The organism is Paenibacillus amylolyticus, from assembly GCF_036894225.1.
GTDB classification, from domain to species: Bacteria; Bacillota; Bacilli; order Paenibacillales; family Paenibacillaceae; genus Paenibacillus; species Paenibacillus amylolyticus.
Map to the genome: position 1 here is coordinate 793,035 of NZ_CP145892.1, position 19,410 is coordinate 812,444.

General features: G+C 47.7%; 18 protein-coding genes. 10 read left to right on the forward strand and 8 right to left on the reverse strand.

Translation table 11 applies throughout. The features are described 5' to 3' along the window. Positions 1 to 49: 49 nt before the first annotated feature. The gene (locus V6668_RS03680; RefSeq protein WP_047841428.1) at positions 50 to 1,093 is read right to left on the reverse strand and encodes an LCP family protein; all 1,044 of its coding nucleotides are present in this window, start codon (positions 1,091 to 1,093) and stop codon (positions 50 to 52) included. 212 nt (positions 1,094 to 1,305) lie between these two features. On the opposite strand from V6668_RS03680, the gene V6668_RS03685 reads away from it, so the two are divergent. From V6668_RS03685 to bcp, 4 genes are read left to right on the forward strand one after another with little or no spacing between them, the layout of a single operon-like run. Next, positions 1,306 to 2,352: an ABC transporter ATP-binding protein gene (locus tag V6668_RS03685; RefSeq protein WP_127550908.1), complete on the forward strand. Its 1,047-nt coding sequence runs from the start codon at positions 1,306 to 1,308 to the stop codon at positions 2,350 to 2,352. 1 nt (position 2,353) lies between these two features. Beyond that, entirely contained in the window at positions 2,354 to 3,148 is a 795-nt protein-coding gene (locus V6668_RS03690; RefSeq protein WP_036614077.1) for an ABC transporter permease, read from the forward strand. Positions 3,149 to 3,153: 5 nt separating this feature from the next. Then, the gene (locus tag V6668_RS03695) at positions 3,154 to 3,939 is read left to right on the forward strand and encodes an ABC transporter permease (protein WP_036614076.1); all 786 of its coding nucleotides are present in this window, start codon (positions 3,154 to 3,156) and stop codon (positions 3,937 to 3,939) included. Between the two features lie 45 nt (positions 3,940 to 3,984). Then, on the forward strand, positions 3,985 to 4,449 hold the full coding sequence (gene bcp, locus V6668_RS03700) for a thioredoxin-dependent thiol peroxidase (RefSeq protein ID WP_338707731.1): 465 nt from the start codon (positions 3,985 to 3,987) through the stop codon (positions 4,447 to 4,449). Positions 4,450 to 4,540: 91 nt separating this feature from the next. Here the strand turns inward: bcp and V6668_RS03705 are convergent, their stop codons facing one another. The 6 genes from V6668_RS03705 to V6668_RS03730 form a co-directional block, all read right to left on the reverse strand. Then, positions 4,541 to 5,668, reverse strand: coding sequence for a GerAB/ArcD/ProY family transporter (locus V6668_RS03705; RefSeq protein ID WP_036668207.1), 1,128 nt, complete (start codon positions 5,666 to 5,668; stop codon positions 4,541 to 4,543). 97 nt (positions 5,669 to 5,765) lie between these two features. Then, a complete protein-coding gene (locus V6668_RS03710; RefSeq protein ID WP_338707732.1) occupies positions 5,766 to 6,890 on the reverse strand; it encodes an endospore germination permease in 1,125 nt (374 codons plus the stop codon). An 18-nt stretch (positions 6,891 to 6,908) separates the two neighbouring features. Beyond that, on the reverse strand, positions 6,909 to 7,145 hold the full coding sequence (locus V6668_RS03715) for a hypothetical protein (protein WP_338707733.1): 237 nt from the start codon (positions 7,143 to 7,145) through the stop codon (positions 6,909 to 6,911). 6 nt (positions 7,146 to 7,151) lie between these two features. After that, positions 7,152 to 8,354, reverse strand: a complete 1,203-nt coding sequence (locus tag V6668_RS03720; protein ID WP_338707734.1) for a Ger(x)C family spore germination protein — start codon at positions 8,352 to 8,354, stop codon at positions 7,152 to 7,154. 20 nt (positions 8,355 to 8,374) lie between these two features. Next, positions 8,375 to 9,889: a spore germination protein gene (locus V6668_RS03725; RefSeq protein WP_051447346.1), complete on the reverse strand. Its 1,515-nt coding sequence runs from the start codon at positions 9,887 to 9,889 to the stop codon at positions 8,375 to 8,377. A gap of 133 nt (positions 9,890 to 10,022) precedes the next feature. Continuing rightward, complete coding sequence (locus tag V6668_RS03730) at positions 10,023 to 10,670, reverse strand: DedA family protein (RefSeq protein ID WP_017690726.1); 648 nt, start codon at positions 10,668 to 10,670, stop codon at positions 10,023 to 10,025. Positions 10,671 to 10,910: 240 nt separating this feature from the next. Here V6668_RS03730 and V6668_RS03735 point away from each other — a divergent pair, with 240 nt between their 5' ends. The 4 genes from V6668_RS03735 (at position 10,911) to V6668_RS03750 (ending at position 16,922) form a co-directional block, all read left to right on the forward strand. Continuing rightward, the gene (locus V6668_RS03735) at positions 10,911 to 12,212 is read left to right on the forward strand and encodes a polysaccharide deacetylase (protein WP_338707735.1); all 1,302 of its coding nucleotides are present in this window, start codon (positions 10,911 to 10,913) and stop codon (positions 12,210 to 12,212) included. Between the two features lie 102 nt (positions 12,213 to 12,314). Then, a complete protein-coding gene (locus V6668_RS03740; protein WP_338707736.1) occupies positions 12,315 to 13,304 on the forward strand; it encodes a MoxR family ATPase in 990 nt (329 codons plus the stop codon). Then, complete coding sequence (locus V6668_RS03745) at positions 13,301 to 14,572, forward strand: DUF58 domain-containing protein (protein ID WP_338707737.1); 1,272 nt, start codon at positions 13,301 to 13,303, stop codon at positions 14,570 to 14,572. The genes V6668_RS03740 and V6668_RS03745 overlap by 4 nt, the downstream gene beginning before the upstream one ends. Next, complete coding sequence (locus tag V6668_RS03750) at positions 14,559 to 16,922, forward strand: transglutaminase-like domain-containing protein (RefSeq protein WP_338707738.1); 2,364 nt, start codon at positions 14,559 to 14,561, stop codon at positions 16,920 to 16,922. Before V6668_RS03745 ends, V6668_RS03750 begins: the two co-directional genes overlap by 14 nt. Before the next feature lie 18 nt (positions 16,923 to 16,940). Here V6668_RS03750 and V6668_RS03755 read toward each other — a convergent pair whose 3' ends face one another. Then, on the reverse strand, positions 16,941 to 17,126 hold the full coding sequence (locus V6668_RS03755) for a hypothetical protein (protein WP_338707739.1): 186 nt from the start codon (positions 17,124 to 17,126) through the stop codon (positions 16,941 to 16,943). A gap of 174 nt (positions 17,127 to 17,300) precedes the next feature. On the opposite strand from V6668_RS03755, the gene guaA reads away from it, so the two are divergent. Further along, positions 17,301 to 18,839: a glutamine-hydrolyzing GMP synthase gene (guaA, locus tag V6668_RS03760; RefSeq protein WP_076329825.1), complete on the forward strand. Its 1,539-nt coding sequence runs from the start codon at positions 17,301 to 17,303 to the stop codon at positions 18,837 to 18,839. A gap of 241 nt (positions 18,840 to 19,080) precedes the next feature. Then, entirely contained in the window at positions 19,081 to 19,332 is a 252-nt protein-coding gene (locus V6668_RS03765) for a hypothetical protein (RefSeq protein WP_338707740.1), read from the forward strand. Positions 19,333 to 19,410 lie beyond the last annotated feature (78 nt).

Here is a 19,410-nt window from a genome sequence, read left to right on the forward strand (position 1 = left end):
GCCGGGCACAACGAGAGGGCAGCGAATGGCTGCCCTCTGCATGTGTAGATTACTGAGCCGGTTGCTCTGACTTCTGATCGTCACCACTGGCTGTTTTATCTTCGGTGCTGGTTGTACTATCATCCGTTGTAGCAGGCGGGTGAATAATATCCTGAATATGCTGCTTCAATTTCTCTTCATTGGTAACCGTCAATACTTGCGCACCGCCTGCTGTACGTTCTTCTTTCAGCAGGTTCATTGGCGGAATCTGCTCACTGCCGTTCATGCTGCTCTGGTATCCGAGTCCACCCAGCTTCCACATGTCGGAGAGTGTTAGATTTGTATCTACGTAAGGATTAACCTGTTCCAGAATGGCAGGCAGTTTGGCAATGGTAGTTGTTGACTGCATTTTCGCTGTTACAGCTTTCAGCAATTCACGCTGACGTTCGGACCGAGCGAAATCCGACATCGCATCATGACGGAAACGAACGTACATGAGCGCTGTCTCGCCATCCAGATGCTGATATCCTTTTTTGAGATCAATATCGTATTCGTTATTGTCTGCTTTACTTGTATAGTGCATGTCTTTCTCCACATCAAAATCAACACCGCCAACGGCATCCACCAATTTGATGAATCCCTGGAAATCCGTATACACATAATACTGTACAGGAATGCCGAGCAGGTCGCCGGCAGCTTGCATCGCTGCATTAGGGCCATGGGTGATAGCGGTGTTGATCCGCTCCTTGCCATATCCGTCAATATTGACGTAAGTGTCGCGCAGAATGGAGAACAGATTGATTTTTTTGGTCAGTGGGTCGAGCGATACAACCATCATGCTGTCGGAGCGAGGAACTTCACCTTTTTTCAATCCACGTGCATCGACACCCATAACGAGAATATTTACCGTTTCTGTGCCTTCCCATTTGGGTGGGTCAGGCGTATTTACTTTCTCCACATTTTCGATGCCTGCAAATGGTGAATCGTCGCCGTCCTTTGCCAAACCGTCCAACTGATTGAGAATAGAACCGAAATAATATGCCGCTGCTCCTCCAATAATTAACACGAAGGCGGCAAGAGAAATCCATATGGTTCTCTTCGTCTTTCTGGTCATGCTAGCTCTCCTTTGTATTTGAGATGAAATAAAAAAACGAGTTCGAGTATTCAAGTAAGATCTAGTCGGAGCTTTCCGTACACGTCTTTTCCCAACATAAGGGCAGGACGCGGCTCCAGACTATTTTAAAGCTTGCTGAATTTTGACTGATACCATTATAATTTCTTTTTGGGCTACAAGCAATTTCAACAAAATCCAAGTGAGGTATAATCATGCTGGCGATTGATGTCAAAGATTTGCGCAAGTCGTTTAGCGTCCAGAAAAGCCGAGGTGGGCTGAAGGGCGCGTTCCAGGACCTGTTTGCACGTCAATACCAAGAGGTATTGGCTGTAAATGATATTTCATTTCAGATTCCGCAGGGCGAAATATGCGGATATATTGGGGAGAACGGTGCCGGTAAATCAACAACGATCAAGATGTTGACCGGCATTTTGGTGCCTACTTCAGGGCAAATATCGGTTGGTGGATATGTTCCGTATCAGGAACGGGAGAAGTTTGTACAGAATATTGGTGTTGTTTTTGGTCAGCGCAGTCAATTGTGGTGGGATATTGGCGTTATCGAATCCTTCCATTTATTGCGCAAAGTATATCGTGTCGGAGAGGTCGATTTCCGCAAACGGCTGGATGAACTGGTTGAGCGGTTGCAGCTTCAGGACCTGCTAAGCCGTCCGGTACGGAAGCTCAGTCTCGGTCAGCGCATGCGCTGTGAGTTAGTTGCAGCATTATTGCATAACCCGAGTATTGTTTTTCTGGACGAGCCAACTATTGGTTTGGATATTGTGGTGAAGTCGGAAATTCGGGATTTCTTGAAAGACATGAACAAGGAGTATGGAACGACCATTCTGCTCACAACCCACGATTTGCAGGACATTGAGGCACTGTGTTCCCGGGTCATCATGCTTGATGCAGGCAACATCATTTATGATGGAGGTCTGGATCATCTCAAATCCCAGTGGGGTAAGGAGCGGGAGATCCGTTTCAAATTTGGTTCAGCTCACAACATCAGTCAGATGCAGGAATGGACTGCTGCGTTGCCTGTACGTTGGACGGTTGAGAATGAATTGTCCGCATCCGTATGGATTCCGCTTGAACTGAATGTTTCGGATGTACTCGGACGTGTCGTTGGACAAGCTGATATTACCGATATTCAGATTATTGAGATTAACACGGATGAGATTGTGCGCAGTATTTACCAATCCGGTTCCGCCGAGCGTCCCGAGATTGTGGGAGCAGGGAAAGAAGCGGTGGGTGTATCCTGAGATGAATAGTGCATTTATTGATTTTATGCGCATCCGTTTTCTAACGATGCTGGCATACCGGGTGAATTATTACTCCGGCATTTTGATATATACGCTGAATATCGGCGTGTATTACTTTACCTGGCAAGCTATTTACGGTAGCAGTGGTGAACTCGGCGGCTTCACGGCAGCGCAGATGACCACTTACATCGCTGTATCCTGGATGGCACGTGCCTTTTACTTTAACAACCTGGACCGGGAGATTGCCGCAGATATACGGGATGGCTCCATTGCGATTCAATTCATCAGGCCGATCAATTACGTTATGGTCAAAATGATGCAGGGTCTTGGGGAAGGTATTTTCCGCTTCCTGCTGCTCATGATTCCGGGGATGCTCATTGCCATTCTGCTGTTCCCGGTTGAATTGCCTACGGCGCCATCGGCGTGGATTGGCTTTCTCGTCATGCTGTTCTTCAGTTTCCTCATTAATTCCCAGATTAATGTGATAACGGGACTGGCGGCATTCTTTGTGGAAAACAATGAAGGCATGATGCGTATGAAACGCGTCGTGGTTGATTTGTTCTCCGGTCTAATCATCCCGATCAGCCTGTATCCAGGCTGGATGTCTGCGGTGATGAAAGTATTGCCTTTTCAGGCCATTACGTATCTGCCCGGTTCTGTGTTCACTGGAAGAGTGGAAGGTACCGCCATCTGGAGTGTACTCGGTATTCAGGTGTTCTGGTTTGCCGTACTGCTGCTTCCGATGGTATTGATCTGGCGTAAGGCGCGCAAGCGTCTGTTCGTGCAAGGGGGATAACAGATATGTACTATATGGGTCTGATCTGGGAATATTTGAAAAATTACATGAAAACACGACTCACGTACCGTGCTGATTTCTGGGTGGAGATCCTATCGGATCTGCTGTTCCAGGCAACCAACCTGATCTTTATCTTTGTGGTCTTTCGCCATACGGATAACCTTGGCGGCTGGAGTGAGAGTGAAGTGCTCTTTGTTTATGGATATTTTATGGTGCCCTATGGCATCTTCAGTTGTTTTATCAATCTGTGGGGATTCAGTGAGCGATACATCGTCAAAGGTGAGATGGATCGGATCCTGACACGTCCTGCACATAACCTGTTCCAGATATTGCTTGAAAATGTAGATCCGCCTGCACTCGTGGGTTCGTTTATCGGCCTGATCATCATGATCTTCAGTGGCGCAGAGATGGGTCTGATGCTGGAGTGGTGGCATATCCCTGCCTTGATTATTTTGGCACTCAGCTCAGTCATGATCTATGCGGGCATCTACACCACATTGACTTCACTATCCTTTTATTCAGACGCGCCAACAGGTATCCTGCCGTTGATGTATAACATTCAAGGATATGGACGCTACCCGGTAACGATTTATAACCGTGCCATTCAGGTACTGTTAACCTGGATCATTCCGTTTGCCTTCGTGGGGATATATCCCGCAGCGTTGTTCCTGGAGAGGTCTGAGATGCATCGCATGGCGCTGCTTACACCTGTGATGGGATTGGTGTTTGGCTCCATGGGCTTGCTGTTGTGGAATTTTGGCGTGAAGCGGTATCGCGGAGCAGGTTCATAATAACGCCCTATAGCATTTCATGGGGGAGATTAGGGAGGAACTGACATGACGTTAGTTGTAGGCGAATTGGCACCGGATTTTGAACTTCCGTCCAGTACGGGAGAATCGGTAAAGCTTTCGGATTACCGCGGACAGCGGGTACTGCTTTATTTTTACCCCAAGGATATGACTTCGTCCTGTACGCAACAGGCTTGTGATTTCCGGGATCGACATGCTGAATTTGAAGGGCTGAACACGGTCATTCTCGGAATCAGCACCGATCCGATGAAACAACATGACAAGTTTATTGCCAAATATGGACTTCCGTTCACTTTGTTATCGGATGAAGAGCACGTTGTAGCCGAGCAATACGGGGTATGGCAGCTGAAGAAAATGTATGGCAAAGAGTACATGGGTATGGTTCGCTCCACTTTTCTGATTGATGAAGAAGGGAAATTGATCAAGGACTGGTCCAAGGTTCGGGTCAAAGGACATATCGAGGCTGCGCTTGAGGCTTTGAAGACATTGTAATTAATGAACTAGACATGTGTGAATAAATACATCTTAACCGTTTCATCATTAAAGGCTGTGCTTCGCGGAATTTACCGTGAACACAGCCTTTTTAGGTGGGCAATCGTTTATGATTGGTTGAATTGTTCTTGCTCTTGCCCGAACGAAGTCGATGCACAAGCAGTAGGAATAGCGGAATAATAAAGCTTACCGTGATATCCCAATCCACCCAAGCGGGCATGATCGTATTGGTGTAGAAAATGACATTGGGAGAAATCAGTACAGCTAACGCGAATAATAACATCGCTGATGGCAGGATGAGAGGTTTATATGTCTTTAACCGAAATAGCTGAGCTGTTCCAACGACAAAGGAGAACATATACAGCAGACTCTTGAAATAGGTAGCAATTAACCAAGCAGTCGCCATGAACGCCTCAATTCGCTCGAAAAAGTTGCCGATATTAATTTTTTGGGACAGGGTGTAGGAGATGTAGATGTCGTGTTGGGTCAGAAAGGGGCCAAATATCATCAGTGAAATGACCAACAATGTGGTTAGTAACAGCCCTCCACATAAAGTAGCGAGTAACATGTCACGTTTGATGTGAGGCCCGGCCATCACATAAGGAAGAACCATGGTGATCACGATGAGTTCACCAAAGGAAGTGAATGCCCCTCTAATGACAGACTGCATCAGATGAAGCCAAGGGGTGTCCAAGTAAGGCTGTAGATTTGAACTGTTTACTTTGGGCATCAGCCCCAGAAATAATAGAATCATAAATGCAACAACGATTGGAGTCAGCATTTCACTGCTTCCTCCTATTGTATGCAAACCATGCATAAGCCCCCAGACCAGAGCGCACATAAGGATAATTAGAATGACCCGGATGGGGGTCTGAAGGTAGATCTGTGTGGTCATGAAGTCACCGACTTCACGGATACATATGACAGCGCCTATGGCGAAATAAAATAGATATGCAGCTGCTAAAACAGACCCTGCCCACCGGCCAAGTATTTTTTGGCAGATTTCAATAAGGGAAAGATCAGGGTGTGTCTGATGAAGTTTGTATAGCACCCACATGATAAGTATGCCGATCGGTTGACCGATAAGAGAACAGATCCATGCATCCTGTTTACCGGAAGCAGTAACCACGGAGGGATAGAGTAGAATCATGTCCCCAATCATGACGAGAAAGGTAAGGACTGCAAATTGCCTAATGGTGATTTTCTCCTTAATTAACATAGACACCGTTCTCCTTCTCTATATTCAGCATGGATGATATTCATGGATGAAATCCATCTTTCCATCCACACCAGGCTCCTTCCCTCAAAAAAAGCACTCATTCCTGTGAGGAATTGTTTGGAGTAACAGATGATTTTCTGTAAGACTTGAGCAATTGTATCAGCAGAAGACAGCCCGGCAGAATGATCCCCAGTGTGGTATCCCAGTCTACCCAATATGGAACAATGGTGATCACGATAAAAGTAATGCTTGGTGAGATCAGATTGGCTAATCCGAACACAAGTAAGGACGCAGGGAGTACCAGCATCTGATACTGCTTAAGCTTGAACAGTTCCGCACAACCAACAATAAAGGCGTATAAGTATATCATCGCTTTGAAGTACGTAGAGATCAGCCAGGAAGAAGCCATAATGGCTTCAATACGTTCAAAAAAGCTCCCAATACTAATTTTCTGGGACAAAACAAAAGAAGCATATATGTTATGTTGCGTAAGAAAGGCACCCAAGACCAGCAGAGATATGGTAACGAGCGTTGCCAATACCAAGCTGCCTAAACCAGCTGCAATAATTACGTCCCGTGTTCGATGAGCCTGCTTGGCAACATAGGGTAGTATCATCATGATGGGAACGACTTCACCGATCGGATATATAATGCTTACCAGAATGCCTTGCGAGATAGAGACAACACCCGTATCACTTACTGGCTTCAAATTTCTAGTATCAATCTGAGGAAGCAGGCAGACTGCAAGGACGACAATAAACACAATAACGACGGGCATCAGTAGTTCACTGCTTCGCCCCATCGTCTCTAATCCGTGAGACACTCCCCAGGCGATCACGATGACAAACATCAGAATGATGATGCGAATGGGAGTGTACGGGAAGATTTGAGTGGTCATGAAATCGCCGACTTCTCTCGTATGCGTGGAAGCACCAATAATGAAAAAGAACAGGTAGAGGCAGGAAAAGAAAGTACCTGGCCAGAACCCTAGAATGCTTCGTGCCATCTGCACCAGATTTTTTTCTGGGTGCATGCTACATAGCTTCAGGAACATGGCCATCAGTGCCATCCCCAGAGGAACGCCTATAAAAGCACAAATCCAGGAGTCTTGTTTGGCATAGGACGTGATGACCGAGGGGTAGATCAGCATCATATCCCCGACCACCATCATAAAGATGAGCGTGGTCAATTGTCTTGTTCCAAGGCGCCCCTGTTCCAGCATAATGGTCCTCTCCTTTTTCTAGGTTCCCGTCAGATGTGCCAGGAATTGATTAACAGGTTCATAGATCCACATGATGATATAGAGCGGACTGGGGAAATCCCACAGGTTAGCTGCAATCACACTGAACCCCGTGGCTATGACGAGCATTCCGCTGTACACAGCTGTTTCCCTCCATTCCTTGCGACGGATGAGACCTGGAAGATCAAACAAGCCTACGAGGCCCCCTATGACAATGACAGTAATTGTAATCAACATCCGGTCTCACTCCTTCAAATCCTCCTTGAATGAATCATCCAGTGTACCTACACGTTTGATCTGTACATTGGCTTCATACTTAACATCCAAATTTTCAAAATATTGATCCCAATCCTTCTCAATCTTTTTGAAAAATTTAGGATCGGCATGATACACTTCCTGACCGAATCCAAAAATGTCAATATGGAACTTTCGCCGCACTGAATTCACGGATTTTTCCATCAGGTCTATCAGTCCATCCTCACTGTCCTTTTCCAACTCTTTGAGTGTTTTCATCGAACCAATTCTGACTCCACACTCTACTGCACCTATGGAAGACACATTTTTTATTTTGATGTGGATCACAGGTTGGTCATCAATGACCTTTGCTTTTCGTTGAGTCTTGGTGCGAAGGGTTTTAAAAGTCACATTTCCTCCTTTTCGGCAAGGCAAGTGACCTATGGTAGATACGACATTGTCGCGGATATAGTTGTACCCTTTGGATTCATCTTCCGTTAACCAGCCAATCAGTTTGTCCTTTTTGAAGACACTCAATCCCGTTGAAACTAGACGAGCTGTGGACTTGATCGTCGCAATATTGTCTTTGCTTCCGCTTCTCTCTGAATTGCCAAAAACCTCTACACCGGTGATTACGGGTTGTATCCCGGGAGCCAGCATATATTCCATTAACTGATCACCAGTTACAGTCGTTGTAGGTGACCAGGTTTTGGCAGATACGTCCAGAGAATTAAACAACTTTTCTGCAGGTAAATTCTCCAGTGGAGTAAGTGTGTCCAGTACTTTGGAAGCCGTTGTTTTCCGAGCGACCATGACGTAATAATCGGGCCGGGCAGTAGGTTCTCGCATTAACGCTTCTATGACATCGTAGATTCCCTCTTTGCGTGCATATTCTTCTCCGAACACCAGTACACGGATATGTGCCATGAATATGCGGCGTGGGCTTGTCTCGGTCAGCTTTTGAATTGCTTCAAACAGCGTGGACGCGGACGCTTCGTACAGCGTGACAGGAGTGCCATTACCTCCCCCTGACTTGGAGGAAACTTCATTTGGCACAACGACCTGAGCGCTCACTTTAATCAAATCGCCATCCTTGTCTACACCAAGACCCAGCATAATGCCAAGTTCATTCAGCTCCTGGCGATCCCAGCATCCGGTAAGGAGAGGGAGTAGGAATGCAATGCATACAATTAATCGGAAGCACTTGTTCATACGTTGTTCTCCTTACCGAATTAACGCTTCGTTTTTTTTGTGGTTTGTCTGGTTTTGTTCGGTGTACCCGTAGAGAGTGGCCGTGTTTTCATACGGGACCAGGGCACACGAAACAGCGTATCCTTCAGATCTTTCTGAATTAGAGGTGCAAAGGGGGACATATATGGTACGCCAAAAGAACGCAAGCTGCACAGGTGTGTAACCGTAATGAGCAGAACAATTAGAATACCGTAGAATCCAAAAGCTGCTGCGAGTATCATCAATACAAATCGCAAAATTCGGACAGAGATAGACAGTCCATTCTCTGGAATGACATAACTGGATATGGCCGTTATGGAGACGATAATAACCATTGCTGCGGAGACAACTCCTGCATCTACGGCGGCTTGGCCAATGACCAGTGTTCCGACAATGGAAACGGCCTGACCGACCGTTTTCGGAATACGTATACCTGCTTCTCGCAAAATTTCATAGGTCAGTTCCATCAGTATGGCTTCAATGAAGGCGGGGAAAGGAACGCCTTCACGCTGGGCTGCCAGACTGATGAGCAGGTTGGTCGGCAGCATTTCCTGGTGAAAGGTGGAAATGGCAATATAGAAGGATGGAGCTAGTAAAGCGATAAAAAAGGACAGATAACGAATCAAGCGAATCAATGTGCTGATATCGGCCCGTTGATAGTAATCCTCCGGCGATTGGAAGAAATGCACGAACAAGGCGGGAACCAGCAGCACAAAAGGCGTACCGTCCACGATGATGGCTACTCTACCCTCAAGCAAAGCAGCACAAACCGTATCTGGACGTTCACTATTGTAAACTGTGGGGAATAAAGTTCTGGTTTCGTCTTGTACAAGTTCCTCGATATATCCACTCTCAAGGATACTGTCGATATCGATCTCATCGAGTCTTCGACGCAGTTCTTTTACAATCTCCTGATCCACGATATGTTCCAGATAGAGCACAGCCACTCGGGTTTTGGTAACCTGACCTATTTCTCTTTCTTCGATCCAAAGATGAGGATTACGGATTCGTTTGCGGATCAATGATGTGTTGGTACGCAGGTTTTCGTTGAAGCCTTCCATAGGCCCCCTAACGACGGTTTGGGAGACAGGTTCTCCAACGGATCGATCTTCCCAGCCTGCTGCACCAATCTTCAATCCTCGTACAGATCCTTCAAGCAGTAAGATAGCTGATCCCGAAAGAAGTGCATTCATTACTTCATCCATATCATCGACCAGCAATACATCACTGGCGATCAAGATATCATTCTGGAGGTAGCTGAGATGTTCATCGTCTGCAGAGAATTCAGGGAGATCACGCTTTTGCAATAATGATTCCATAATGGAGTGATTCAGGATCTGCACATCCACTAATCCATCAATGTACAACATGACTGCAGGCCATTTATGTAAACACTGGAGAGGGCGCATCATCAAGTCGTTGCTGTTCCCCATCACTTGCTTGCAGTATTCCATATTTTCGCTTAGATCCGGAGAGATTTGCCTCTGATCTTGGCGTTCCAGCGACGATTCACTCATACCTTCACCTCCCTATACACCCTATATTTTCAAGTTAGTATGACCTGGATGAATTCGGATTATCACAAAAAAAAGGAGCCGCGATTATTCGCAACTCCTTGCCTGCTTATTATAGATGGACTTTTGTCCGAATTTACTTTTGTCTTTGTCGAACAGGGGCTGGCTTGGATACGGTGGATCTTGCTGTCCATGCTTTGCGGTAACGATAGAGTACGGCTACGATGAGCAATAGGCCGATTCCTCCCACGATATATGCTGCATATTGATGAGCCAGATGGAATACGGCGTTCCACTGAGGGCCAAATATTTTGCCAATGCCCAGAAACAATACAACCCAGAACAGTGCGCCTGAATAGGCGTAGAGAGCGAATTTGCGAAAGGGAACAGCGGCTATGCCTGCGAAATATCCAGTGAAATGTCTTACTCCCGGAATGAAATAACCGATGAAGATTAAGGCATTACCATACTTGGCAAACCACTTTTGCGTTTTATCGAGCTTGTCCTGCTTCAGCAGAAACCATTTTCCGTATCGTGTTATAAAGGGCAGACCTGCTTTGGCTCCAATAAAATAAGTGATGGTCATGCCAATCGTTGTCCCTAGAAAAGCCAGTATGGTGAGGATTCCAAAGTCGAGATGCCCCTTGTAGGAGAGAAACCCTGCGTAAGCCATCGTTGTTTCACCAGGAAAGGGAAGTGCGATGAATTCAAGCAACAAGCCAAAAAACAAAACGCTGTATCCGTAGGACCCAAACAGATGTTGGATCTTCTCAAGCAATTCCAATAGATTTCACTCTCCTGAATACGGGGTGGGAGCATGAATACTCTCCAAGGTGTTTTAATGTGTTCTGCCTGTTCATTATGCTACCTAATCTGAAGCGAAGAATCAATCAGGCTACATAGCAAATTGTGAAAAAATATTAAACAAAATCACGTCTTTTTTCAATGTAGCCTCCATATAATTCTAACAAATCTGCTGAAATCTATCAGCAAATTACTAGAGACGGTGGAGGTCGATTCGTAAATGGTACAGAGACCGGAATTCAGAATCAAGGAAATAGGGGGAAACTCTGCAACATCCATACATACGTTTTTAGCTGGACAATGGTCTGTCATTCTCGTGCGGATTGCGATATTGTTATGTGCATTTGCTGTATATGCAGGCACGGCTTATGCATCTTCTGTTTCCGGCTCAGGTGATCCAATCTCGGAAGATAAGAATACTCAAGACAAGGTAGTTTATCTGAGTTTTGACGACGGACCGGGTAAGCATACCCGTGAAGTATTGGATATTTTGCGTAAGGAGAAGGTTTTGGCCACATTTTTTGTGCTGGGTGAGCAGGCAGAGCGTTATCCGGAGTTAATCCGGGGGCTTGTGGAGGATGGACATGCTTTGGGCAATCATACGTTTAATCATCAATATGAACAGCTGTACAGTGATTTTAAAGTGTTCTGGAAACAGATCAAGCAGACAGAGGAAGTGCTGGAGCGTATAACCGGTTTCCGTCCGAATTTGGTGCGAGCACCAGGAGGTACCTACGGGCATTTTGACCAGAGTTATTTTGATTTGCTGCAATTGGGTGGGTACACCGTCATGGACTGGAACGTCGATAGTGGGGATTCCAAGCGTAAAGGTGTTCCGGCCAAAGAGATCCTCAGCAATTCGACCAAAGTACCTGCGGGAGCACGTTCGGTCATTGTCCTGATGCATGACGGTGGTGCACATGCTGAAACGGTAAAAGCACTTCCGGGTATTATCAAATATTATCGGGATCATGGATATCGTTTTGACACCATAAAGAGTACGGATCAACCAGTTCAATTCCGTGTACATCCAGATGGTAAGTATAAGGCCCGCAAGGCGCCGGGAAAGGCCTGGATCGCAGAGCATGTAGAAGCGAACGCGACGTTATGGCTTGCAAGCAAGAAGCTGAAGGTAGAGGTGGGATTGGCTGCGGCTACCTTGCAACCGGGCGAGTTCCGCATGGAGGGTCAGCGAATCATGGTGCCTTTACGTACTTTCATGAAAAAATTCGGGGGCAGCACTCGCTGGGACTCTGAAACAAGGACAGCCATAGCAGTATGGAAGGAAAGAACGATTCATGCAGACAGTGTGAGCGGAACACTGACAACAACAGGGGCAATTGAAACGGGAGCAGTACAGAGTCAAGGTGGAACCATCTGGGTTCCGTTACGTGAGCTACTGGAGCAGATGGGGTTGAGGGTGAATTCCTTAACCAGTAATGAAGCAGAGTGGACGGTAAAGGCGGGCACTTCCAGATCCATTTCGGCAATGAACAACATATTTAAGTATAAAATGATCTGAAGAAAGTCATTCTTGCAGGACTATTCTCTCTACTTCCGGGCAACACTGAATCATAGATTACTATGGTTCAGGAATGCTGATGAACGGAAGGAGATCAGAGAAATGTCTTATATCCGAATGGAACATGAACATGCTGTTGAATTGTTAAACAGGGTCATGAAGCGTGTTGAGAGTGTGATTATTGGCAAAAAAACAGAGATTCGTTATGTCCTTACCGCAATGCTCAGTGGAGGTCATGTACTTCTGGAAGATGTGCCGGGTACCGGGAAAACGATGCTGGTTCGTGCCGTTGCTTCTGCACTGGACTGCTCCATGGGCCGGATTCAATTCACGTCCGATGTCATGCCGGCAGATGTTACGGGCACTTCAATCTATCATCCACATACAGCTGAATTCAAGTTTCGGCCCGGACCCGTCATGTCCAACGTTGTCCTGGCTGATGAAATAAATCGCGCTTCACCACGCACTCAGTCTGCCCTGCTGGAGGCAATGGAGGAACGACGTATTACGGTTGATGGCACAACCTATGCCTTGCCACGCCCGTTCTTTCTGCTGGCGACACAGAACCCGTTACAGTTCGAAGGTACGTACCGTCTGCCTGAAGCGCAGCTGGATCGATTTATCATGAGAATTGGACTGGGGTATCCTGATCCGGAACAGGAATTGGAATTGTTAATCCGCATGCAAGGTAGAGAAGCGATTGATGAACTTCGCCCTGTCCTGCTTGCTGAAGAGGTCGTAGCCATGCAGCGTGAAGTCAAACAGGTACATGTTGATCCGGTCGTCAAACAGTATCTGGTGGCTGTTGCTGTAGCCTCTCGCAGCCTTCCGGCGGTCAGACTGGGCATCAGTCCGCGTGGAACACTGGCCTGGATGGCTGCGGCGCAGTCATTTGCCTATCTTCAAGGGCGCAGTTATGTCATTCCGGATGATGTGAAAGAGGTAGCTGTGCCTGTCCTTTCCCACCGTATTCAATTGAAGGCCCAGAACAGAGCGGAGGTTTGGGGGCAAGTACAAGTCATTGAAGAAGCATTGTCATCGGTCCCGGTACCTGTACAGATGGCATCACAGGGAAGGGGACGGAGGCAATGACTGCGCTGGGACAACGGATTGTGAGTGCTGTCTTGGTGGTGGCTTTTGCTTCCTTGTATCAATGGCATGGGGGCAAAGCGGCGTTGTTTCTATCCGTTATAGCTTTCTTGATGTTCACAGGAGGTCTGCTTCTCCATTGGTTCGGACCCCGGCGTATTCACATCCGTCGGAAAATACACACGAACCGGATTGAGGCAGGCGAGCAGGTACGGGTTCTAGTCGAACTGGAATTCAATTGCCGTATTCCATTGTTATGGATCGTTCTGTGTGAGAACACACCTGCAGGTGTTCATCGCAAATTGATTTTCCCGGGAACACGGCGACAATTTTCCTATCAATATGAATGTTCCGGGTTACGCAGAGGAGTTTACAGATGGGATACGGGCAGATTGTACTGGGGTGATATGTTTGGCTGGAATACCCTCTCCGCAGAGACCGCGGGAGGTACCCCCTTGATTGTTGTTCCTCAAGCAACAGCTTGGGGGAAGGGTGATTCGGTAGAATTCGCAGCGATGATCGAAGGGACTCTGTCAGAGCGAAGAAATAGCCAGGGTAACCGTAGCCCTGAGTTCCGTGAATATCAGCAGGGTGACCCACTGGGACGAGTTCATTGGAAAAGTACAGCCAAAACGGGAAAACTTCAGACCTTTCTGCCTGATACCACGGATCTGGCTTCGCTCGGCATCCTTGTGTATGAAGGCGCGTCGGGTTATGACGTAAAACAACGGGAGAACATGGATGCACCTGCTTTTGAACGAGTGGTTCGTGCAGCTGCCCGCTGGATTCATACCGCTGAACGGGATGACATTCCTTATCATCTGTGGATGGAAGGCGGCGATAAGAACTATGATGCACAAGATCAATGGAAACATGGGCCGTTCCATGCAGATGATGAGAATCATGGACTGGACAAGTTAGCGGGGGCACGAATATCCAAAGCACAATCAGGCTCTGTTTCGCTTCGAACGGAGATGCTGGATGGACTAACGAGCGGGTCGCGAATTGTGGTACTCACAGGTAAGATGGATCAGGTTCTGGCCGAATGGATCATAACTGCAATCGGGTCGGGTTATCGTGTAGAGGTGCAATTGACTGAAGTAAACCAGAATCAAAACCAATTAGGATCAACGGATAGATTGATGAATGGATTGGGATATGACAGCTTAAGTTTGGAGCGGCTTCGTCACAGCGGGGTGCCGATCCACGCGGTTACAGACGTTGCGTTATCTTCATTGGGAAAGGTGGAGGTAACGGATGTGGGAGCGTAATGGTAACCAGCAACCCAATTCCACTGTGGCCGACTTAGAGTCAACGGACCGTACGAGAATAGAATCGGCCTATTCCGTCTATAAAGCTGTGAACCAGAATTCTGTGACGGACATAAAGGATGAGGGATATGTTAGCGTACCTGTCCTGTACAAAATTTTTATTTCGGCCATTTTACTTATACTGTCTCTGGAGTGGATATATCCGGTTACATCATCAGATCAGCAGGGCAGTGAACGGTTCTTGTCCGTAATGGCGGGATTAACGGGAGCATTGTTGCTTGCGGGGTTGATTCGTACAGGATGGATCACCGGAGTACTGATCCGATTATTCATTGCAGTCGCTGCTTTATGTCTGATGTACGGAGGAAGTGATCCTGTCCGTTGGGCCGTCGCGTATCCGGGAATATTTTCAGCGGATATGGACACGTTTATAAATAACTGGCGATTCCACTCGATTAGTACAGAAACGAGAGGATTGTTCATGATGTGCGGCTGGAGCATGCTCATGGCTTCTGTGCAATCCCTTGTATTGTTACGTCGAAGCGTTATGCTGTTTGGCAGTGCAACACTGCTCTATTTGCTTTTGCTTGAATCCTTTGCGGGGCTGGATGTGTATGCTTCTGTAATAAGGTCTGTCCTATGGACTTTTCTTATTCAGGCTCTGCTCCAGCTACTACGTCTCAATGGAGGAGTCACGACTCCGAGTTATCGCGGCAGCCCCTATGGCCGTTGGAGTGCAGTAACTATCGTTGCTTCCGCAGGTATGGTGTTTCTCTCAGCGTTACCTGGCCAGTTTGCTTCCATTCCTCAACCGGAACGCATATCTTTGGAGCAGATGGGTGAACGCCTAGCTCGCTGGGCAGGTTATACACAGCACAGTAGTATCCCTGCTGCAACGGCAGTCACGGGATATAGCACAGCGGACGCGCCTATGGGAGCACCGTTGGTGCAGGGCAACTCCATCTTTTTTATAGCAAAGAGTCCAAAAGTGACGTATTGGCGAGGGGAGACCCGTTCATATTATAACGGTAGTACTTGGAGTGACCCGGGTCAAAGCTTCGAAACGGCAAGTCCATCCGGAATGCTGCGTGCTGATGGTTGGGAGAATCCAACCTATTGGAGTCGCATTCGCCAAACTGTCACGATGCAGCGAGAGTGGAAAGGACCAAATCCACTCTTTACCGGGGGCATACCGGTTAATGTATCATTCCAGGATAAGAACAAGGATAATCAGGAAAACATGTTTTCTTTGCTGTCTAACCGCGATTCGGCAACATTGTGGCTCGCGAGCTCAGGGAACGATAAGATGGTTAAACATTATTCGGCAGACGTCATGGTTCCTGTCGCAACACCTGAACAGTTACGTCTGCTTAAGGAAACGAATAAAGGGAAAGATCCGGCAGCCATTCGGAGGGACTATCTGCAATTGCCTGCATCACTCCCTGGTAGAGTGCAGACGCTTGCCAAGGAAATCATTCAAGGCAGTGAGACCCGGTATGACGCTGTGCAAGCCGTCAAGACTTATCTGGCTGCTCATGCCGAGTATACGTTGGATACCCGTATGCCACCGCGAGGAACGGATTTTGTGGATGATTTTCTATTCGTCACCCGGCAGGGGTATTGCAATCATTTCTCTACAGCTATGATTGTGTTGCTGCGTGCAGAGGGCATCCCCGCACGCTGGGTTAAAGGTTTTGGCCCCGGAGTTGCTGACCCGGATGTGCCCAGTCAGTATGTGATTTCACAGGGAGATGCACATTCCTGGGTAGAGGTATATTTTCCGGGTGCAGGCTGGATGCCGTTTGAGGCCACGCCGGGCTTCACCATGGCGCAAGGCGCGGGCGAAGGTGTCGTAGCACTCGCCGGGCCGCAGCCTGTTGCGGAGAATCCGCCGTATATGAGCGGCGGATTGGGTTACGCGGGCGCATGGCTGCTCGCCCGCGCACGGGCCATTGCCGTGGAGCCATGGCTCGCGGCAGCCCTTGTGGCAGCGGCCCTGCTGGGCGCCGCTGCTCTGGTCCGCATGCGGCGGCTACGCCCCGCGCTGCGGTTAGGGCTGCTGCTGGCGTGGCCACGCAACAGCTTTCCAGACCGCGAGCGGTTGCTGCGCGCCGCCGCTCCGGTCTGGGCCGCGCTCGCGCGCCGGTACGGCCCGCGGCCGCCGGGTATGACGCTGCGTGAATATGCAGCGTCACCGGCTTTGGCCGCAGGCGCGGACGGCGCGGACATCGCGCGGTTTGCAGCCGACTGGGAACGGCTGCTGTACGGGCCAGACCGTCCGCTTCGCGCGGACAGTCTGAACTTCCTGCGCCGGGCACTGCGTTTGGCCCGGCGGTTGCAGGCGTTGTAACACAAGGATGTTACAACGTTACACCAAAGTTCGAAGCAGCTGCCATACAGTCGCTATCGCTTTCCAATAGAGCTTGGCCACTTGTGGGCAGATGAAGATCTCCATTGCTGGCGCATTGTTATCTAAATGAAGCGTTTGGTTCATCGCTGCATGCCATACATAAGACGCCTTTCGCGCTGCGCTGCGAACGAGGCGTCTTTCCACGATCATACACTTGAACCAGCATCTTGTTGCCAAGCTTTTCTGTTCGAAATTTCATATTTAGAGGCATTTGGTAATCCTGTTTTGAGATGTCGAAAAAAGGAGTTTCGCCTTTCCTTGACGGTATGTTTTGTCGTTGCGTATAATTAGTTTCATTGAATTGAGGGAGGCACGGTTATGAATAAACAGAATGAAATTGTAGTTGTCCTTGACTTCGGGGGTCAATACAATCAGTTAATCGCCAGAAGAATCCGGGATCTTGGCGTATACAGCGAGCTTTTGCCGTATAACACACCGGCGGAAAAGATCGCAGAAATGGCACCAAAAGGAATCGTATTTTCAGGTGGGCCGTCCAGCGTATACGCTGAGAATGCTCCACACGTGGACCCAGGTGTCTATGACCTAGGCTTGCCAATCTTCGGTATCTGCTACGGAATGCAGCTTATGGCCCAACAGCTCGAAGGTAAAGTAGAACGTTCCGAGAAGCGAGAGTACGGTAAAGCAGACCTTGAGTTTGCCGCTGGATCTACATTGGCAAAAGGCATTGAAGGCGAACATACGGTATGGATGAGTCACGGTGACCACGTGGTTACACTTCCTCCAGGTTTCAAATTGGATGCAGGTACGGAAAGTGCGCCAATCGCTGCCATGAGTGACGATGAGCGTAAATTGTATGCTGTTCAGTTCCATCCGGAGGTACGTCACTCTGTTCGCGGTAACGACATGATTCGTAACTTCCTGTTCGAAATCTGTGGTTGCGAAGGCAACTGGACGATGGAGACATTCATTGATGACACCATCAGAGACATTCGTGAAAAAGTGGGCGACAGTAAAGTACTGTGTGCACTGAGCGGCGGTGTAGATTCTTCCGTTGTAGCTGCATTGCTTCACAAAGCCATTGGTGATCAACTGACATGTATGTTTATCGACCACGGTCTGTTGCGTAAAGGTGAAGCAGAAAGTGTAATGGAGACGTTTGTCGGCAAATTCGACATGAAAGTTGTCAAAATTGATGCACAAGAGCGCTTCATGTCCAAACTGGCTGGCGTGGATGATCCAGAACAAAAACGTAAAATCATCGGTAACGAGTTTATTTACGTATTTGATGAAGAGTCCAAGCAGTTCGATGATTTTGCATTCCTGGCGCAAGGTACACTGTATACGGACATCGTAGAAAGTGGTACAGCGACTGCACAGACCATCAAATCCCACCACAACGTGGGCGGTCTGCCTGAGGACATGAACTTCAAACTGATCGAGCCACTGAGCACGTTGTTCAAGGATGAAGTACGTAAAGTCGGTACCGAGTGTGGCTTGCCGGACGAAATTGTACACCGTCAGCCGTTCCCTGGTCCAGGTCTTGCAATTCGTGTGCTTGGTGAGGTTACTGAAGAGAAACTTACTATCGTTCGTGATTCAGACTACATCCTGCGTGAAGAGATTGCCAAAGCCGGTCTCGACCGCGAAATCTGGCAGTACTTCACAGCCCTGCCTAACATGAAGAGTGTCGGCGTTATGGGTGATGCGCGTACGTATTCCTACACAGTAGGTATCCGTGCTGTAACATCCATCGACGGTATGACTGCGGACTGGGCACGTATCCCTTGGGATGTGCTGGAGAAAATCTCCGTACGGATCGTTAACGAAGTTGATAACGTAAACCGTATTGTGTATGACGTAACTTCCAAACCACCTGCAACAATCGAGTGGGAATAGGATATAGACTCTTAACGATAGGTTTAAAAAATGCTCTTTTATCTGCGGTATTTCGCAAATAAAAGGGCGTTTTTTTATTAAGAAGAATATTGTGATCAAATTTTCATTGGGTTACTTTTACAAATAATATACTCTCAAAATTAATCCCATTTTAAAGTTCACTTCATGATCCTTTCAGGTCGGGCCTGTACAATAAGTACATACTAAGAGCTATATGGCTACTGAAAGGAGAATTGAATGTATGCGTAAAACCGACTATATGAGCAAATGGAAGATGGGCATTGGAAGTGCGTTTCTGATGGTGATGCTGGCAGGATGCGGTTCAGGTATGCAAGATCTGGCCTCCGGTTCGGGGGACTTTCCATTTGTGAATTTAGAGGCAGCGGATGCTTCTTCCGACCAGTCCAGTAACCAGGAGTTATCCTCTGACTCAACAACAAACACAAATCAGGAACAACAAGATATACAGAATACTCCGCAGACAGAGATATAATTAACATAGGACTGATCCGGCAAAAAAATGCTCCGGAACATGTCGCAAATTGCTCCATATACCTAATGAGTATAAGTC

What these genes read in the sequence shown, in the direction of transcription:
- V6668_RS03680 (WP_047841428.1), bottom strand. Translation starts at nt 1,093, where the DNA reads ATGACCAGAAAGACGAAGAGAACCATATGGATTTCTCTTGCCGCCTTC.
- V6668_RS03685 (WP_127550908.1), top strand. Translation starts at nt 1,306, where the DNA reads ATGCTGGCGATTGATGTCAAAGATTTGCGCAAGTCGTTTAGCGTCCAG.
- V6668_RS03690 (WP_036614077.1), top strand. Translation starts at nt 2,354, where the DNA reads ATGAATAGTGCATTTATTGATTTTATGCGCATCCGTTTTCTAACGATG.
- V6668_RS03695 (WP_036614076.1), top strand. Translation starts at nt 3,154, where the DNA reads ATGTACTATATGGGTCTGATCTGGGAATATTTGAAAAATTACATGAAA.
- bcp (WP_338707731.1), top strand. Translation starts at nt 3,985, where the DNA reads ATGACGTTAGTTGTAGGCGAATTGGCACCGGATTTTGAACTTCCGTCC.
- V6668_RS03705 (WP_036668207.1), bottom strand. Translation starts at nt 5,668, where the DNA reads ATGTTAATTAAGGAGAAAATCACCATTAGGCAATTTGCAGTCCTTACC.
- V6668_RS03710 (WP_338707732.1), bottom strand. Translation starts at nt 6,890, where the DNA reads ATGCTGGAACAGGGGCGCCTTGGAACAAGACAATTGACCACGCTCATC.
- V6668_RS03715 (WP_338707733.1), bottom strand. Translation starts at nt 7,145, where the DNA reads ATGTTGATTACAATTACTGTCATTGTCATAGGGGGCCTCGTAGGCTTG.
- V6668_RS03720 (WP_338707734.1), bottom strand. Translation starts at nt 8,354, where the DNA reads ATGAACAAGTGCTTCCGATTAATTGTATGCATTGCATTCCTACTCCCT.
- V6668_RS03725 (WP_051447346.1), bottom strand. Translation starts at nt 9,889, where the DNA reads ATGAGTGAATCGTCGCTGGAACGCCAAGATCAGAGGCAAATCTCTCCG.
- V6668_RS03735 (WP_338707735.1), top strand. Translation starts at nt 10,911, where the DNA reads ATGGTACAGAGACCGGAATTCAGAATCAAGGAAATAGGGGGAAACTCT.
- V6668_RS03740 (WP_338707736.1), top strand. Translation starts at nt 12,315, where the DNA reads ATGTCTTATATCCGAATGGAACATGAACATGCTGTTGAATTGTTAAAC.
- V6668_RS03745 (WP_338707737.1), top strand. Translation starts at nt 13,301, where the DNA reads ATGACTGCGCTGGGACAACGGATTGTGAGTGCTGTCTTGGTGGTGGCT.
- V6668_RS03750 (WP_338707738.1), top strand. Translation starts at nt 14,559, where the DNA reads ATGTGGGAGCGTAATGGTAACCAGCAACCCAATTCCACTGTGGCCGAC.
- guaA (WP_076329825.1), top strand. Translation starts at nt 17,301, where the DNA reads ATGAATAAACAGAATGAAATTGTAGTTGTCCTTGACTTCGGGGGTCAA.
- V6668_RS03765 (WP_338707740.1), top strand. Translation starts at nt 19,081, where the DNA reads ATGCGTAAAACCGACTATATGAGCAAATGGAAGATGGGCATTGGAAGT.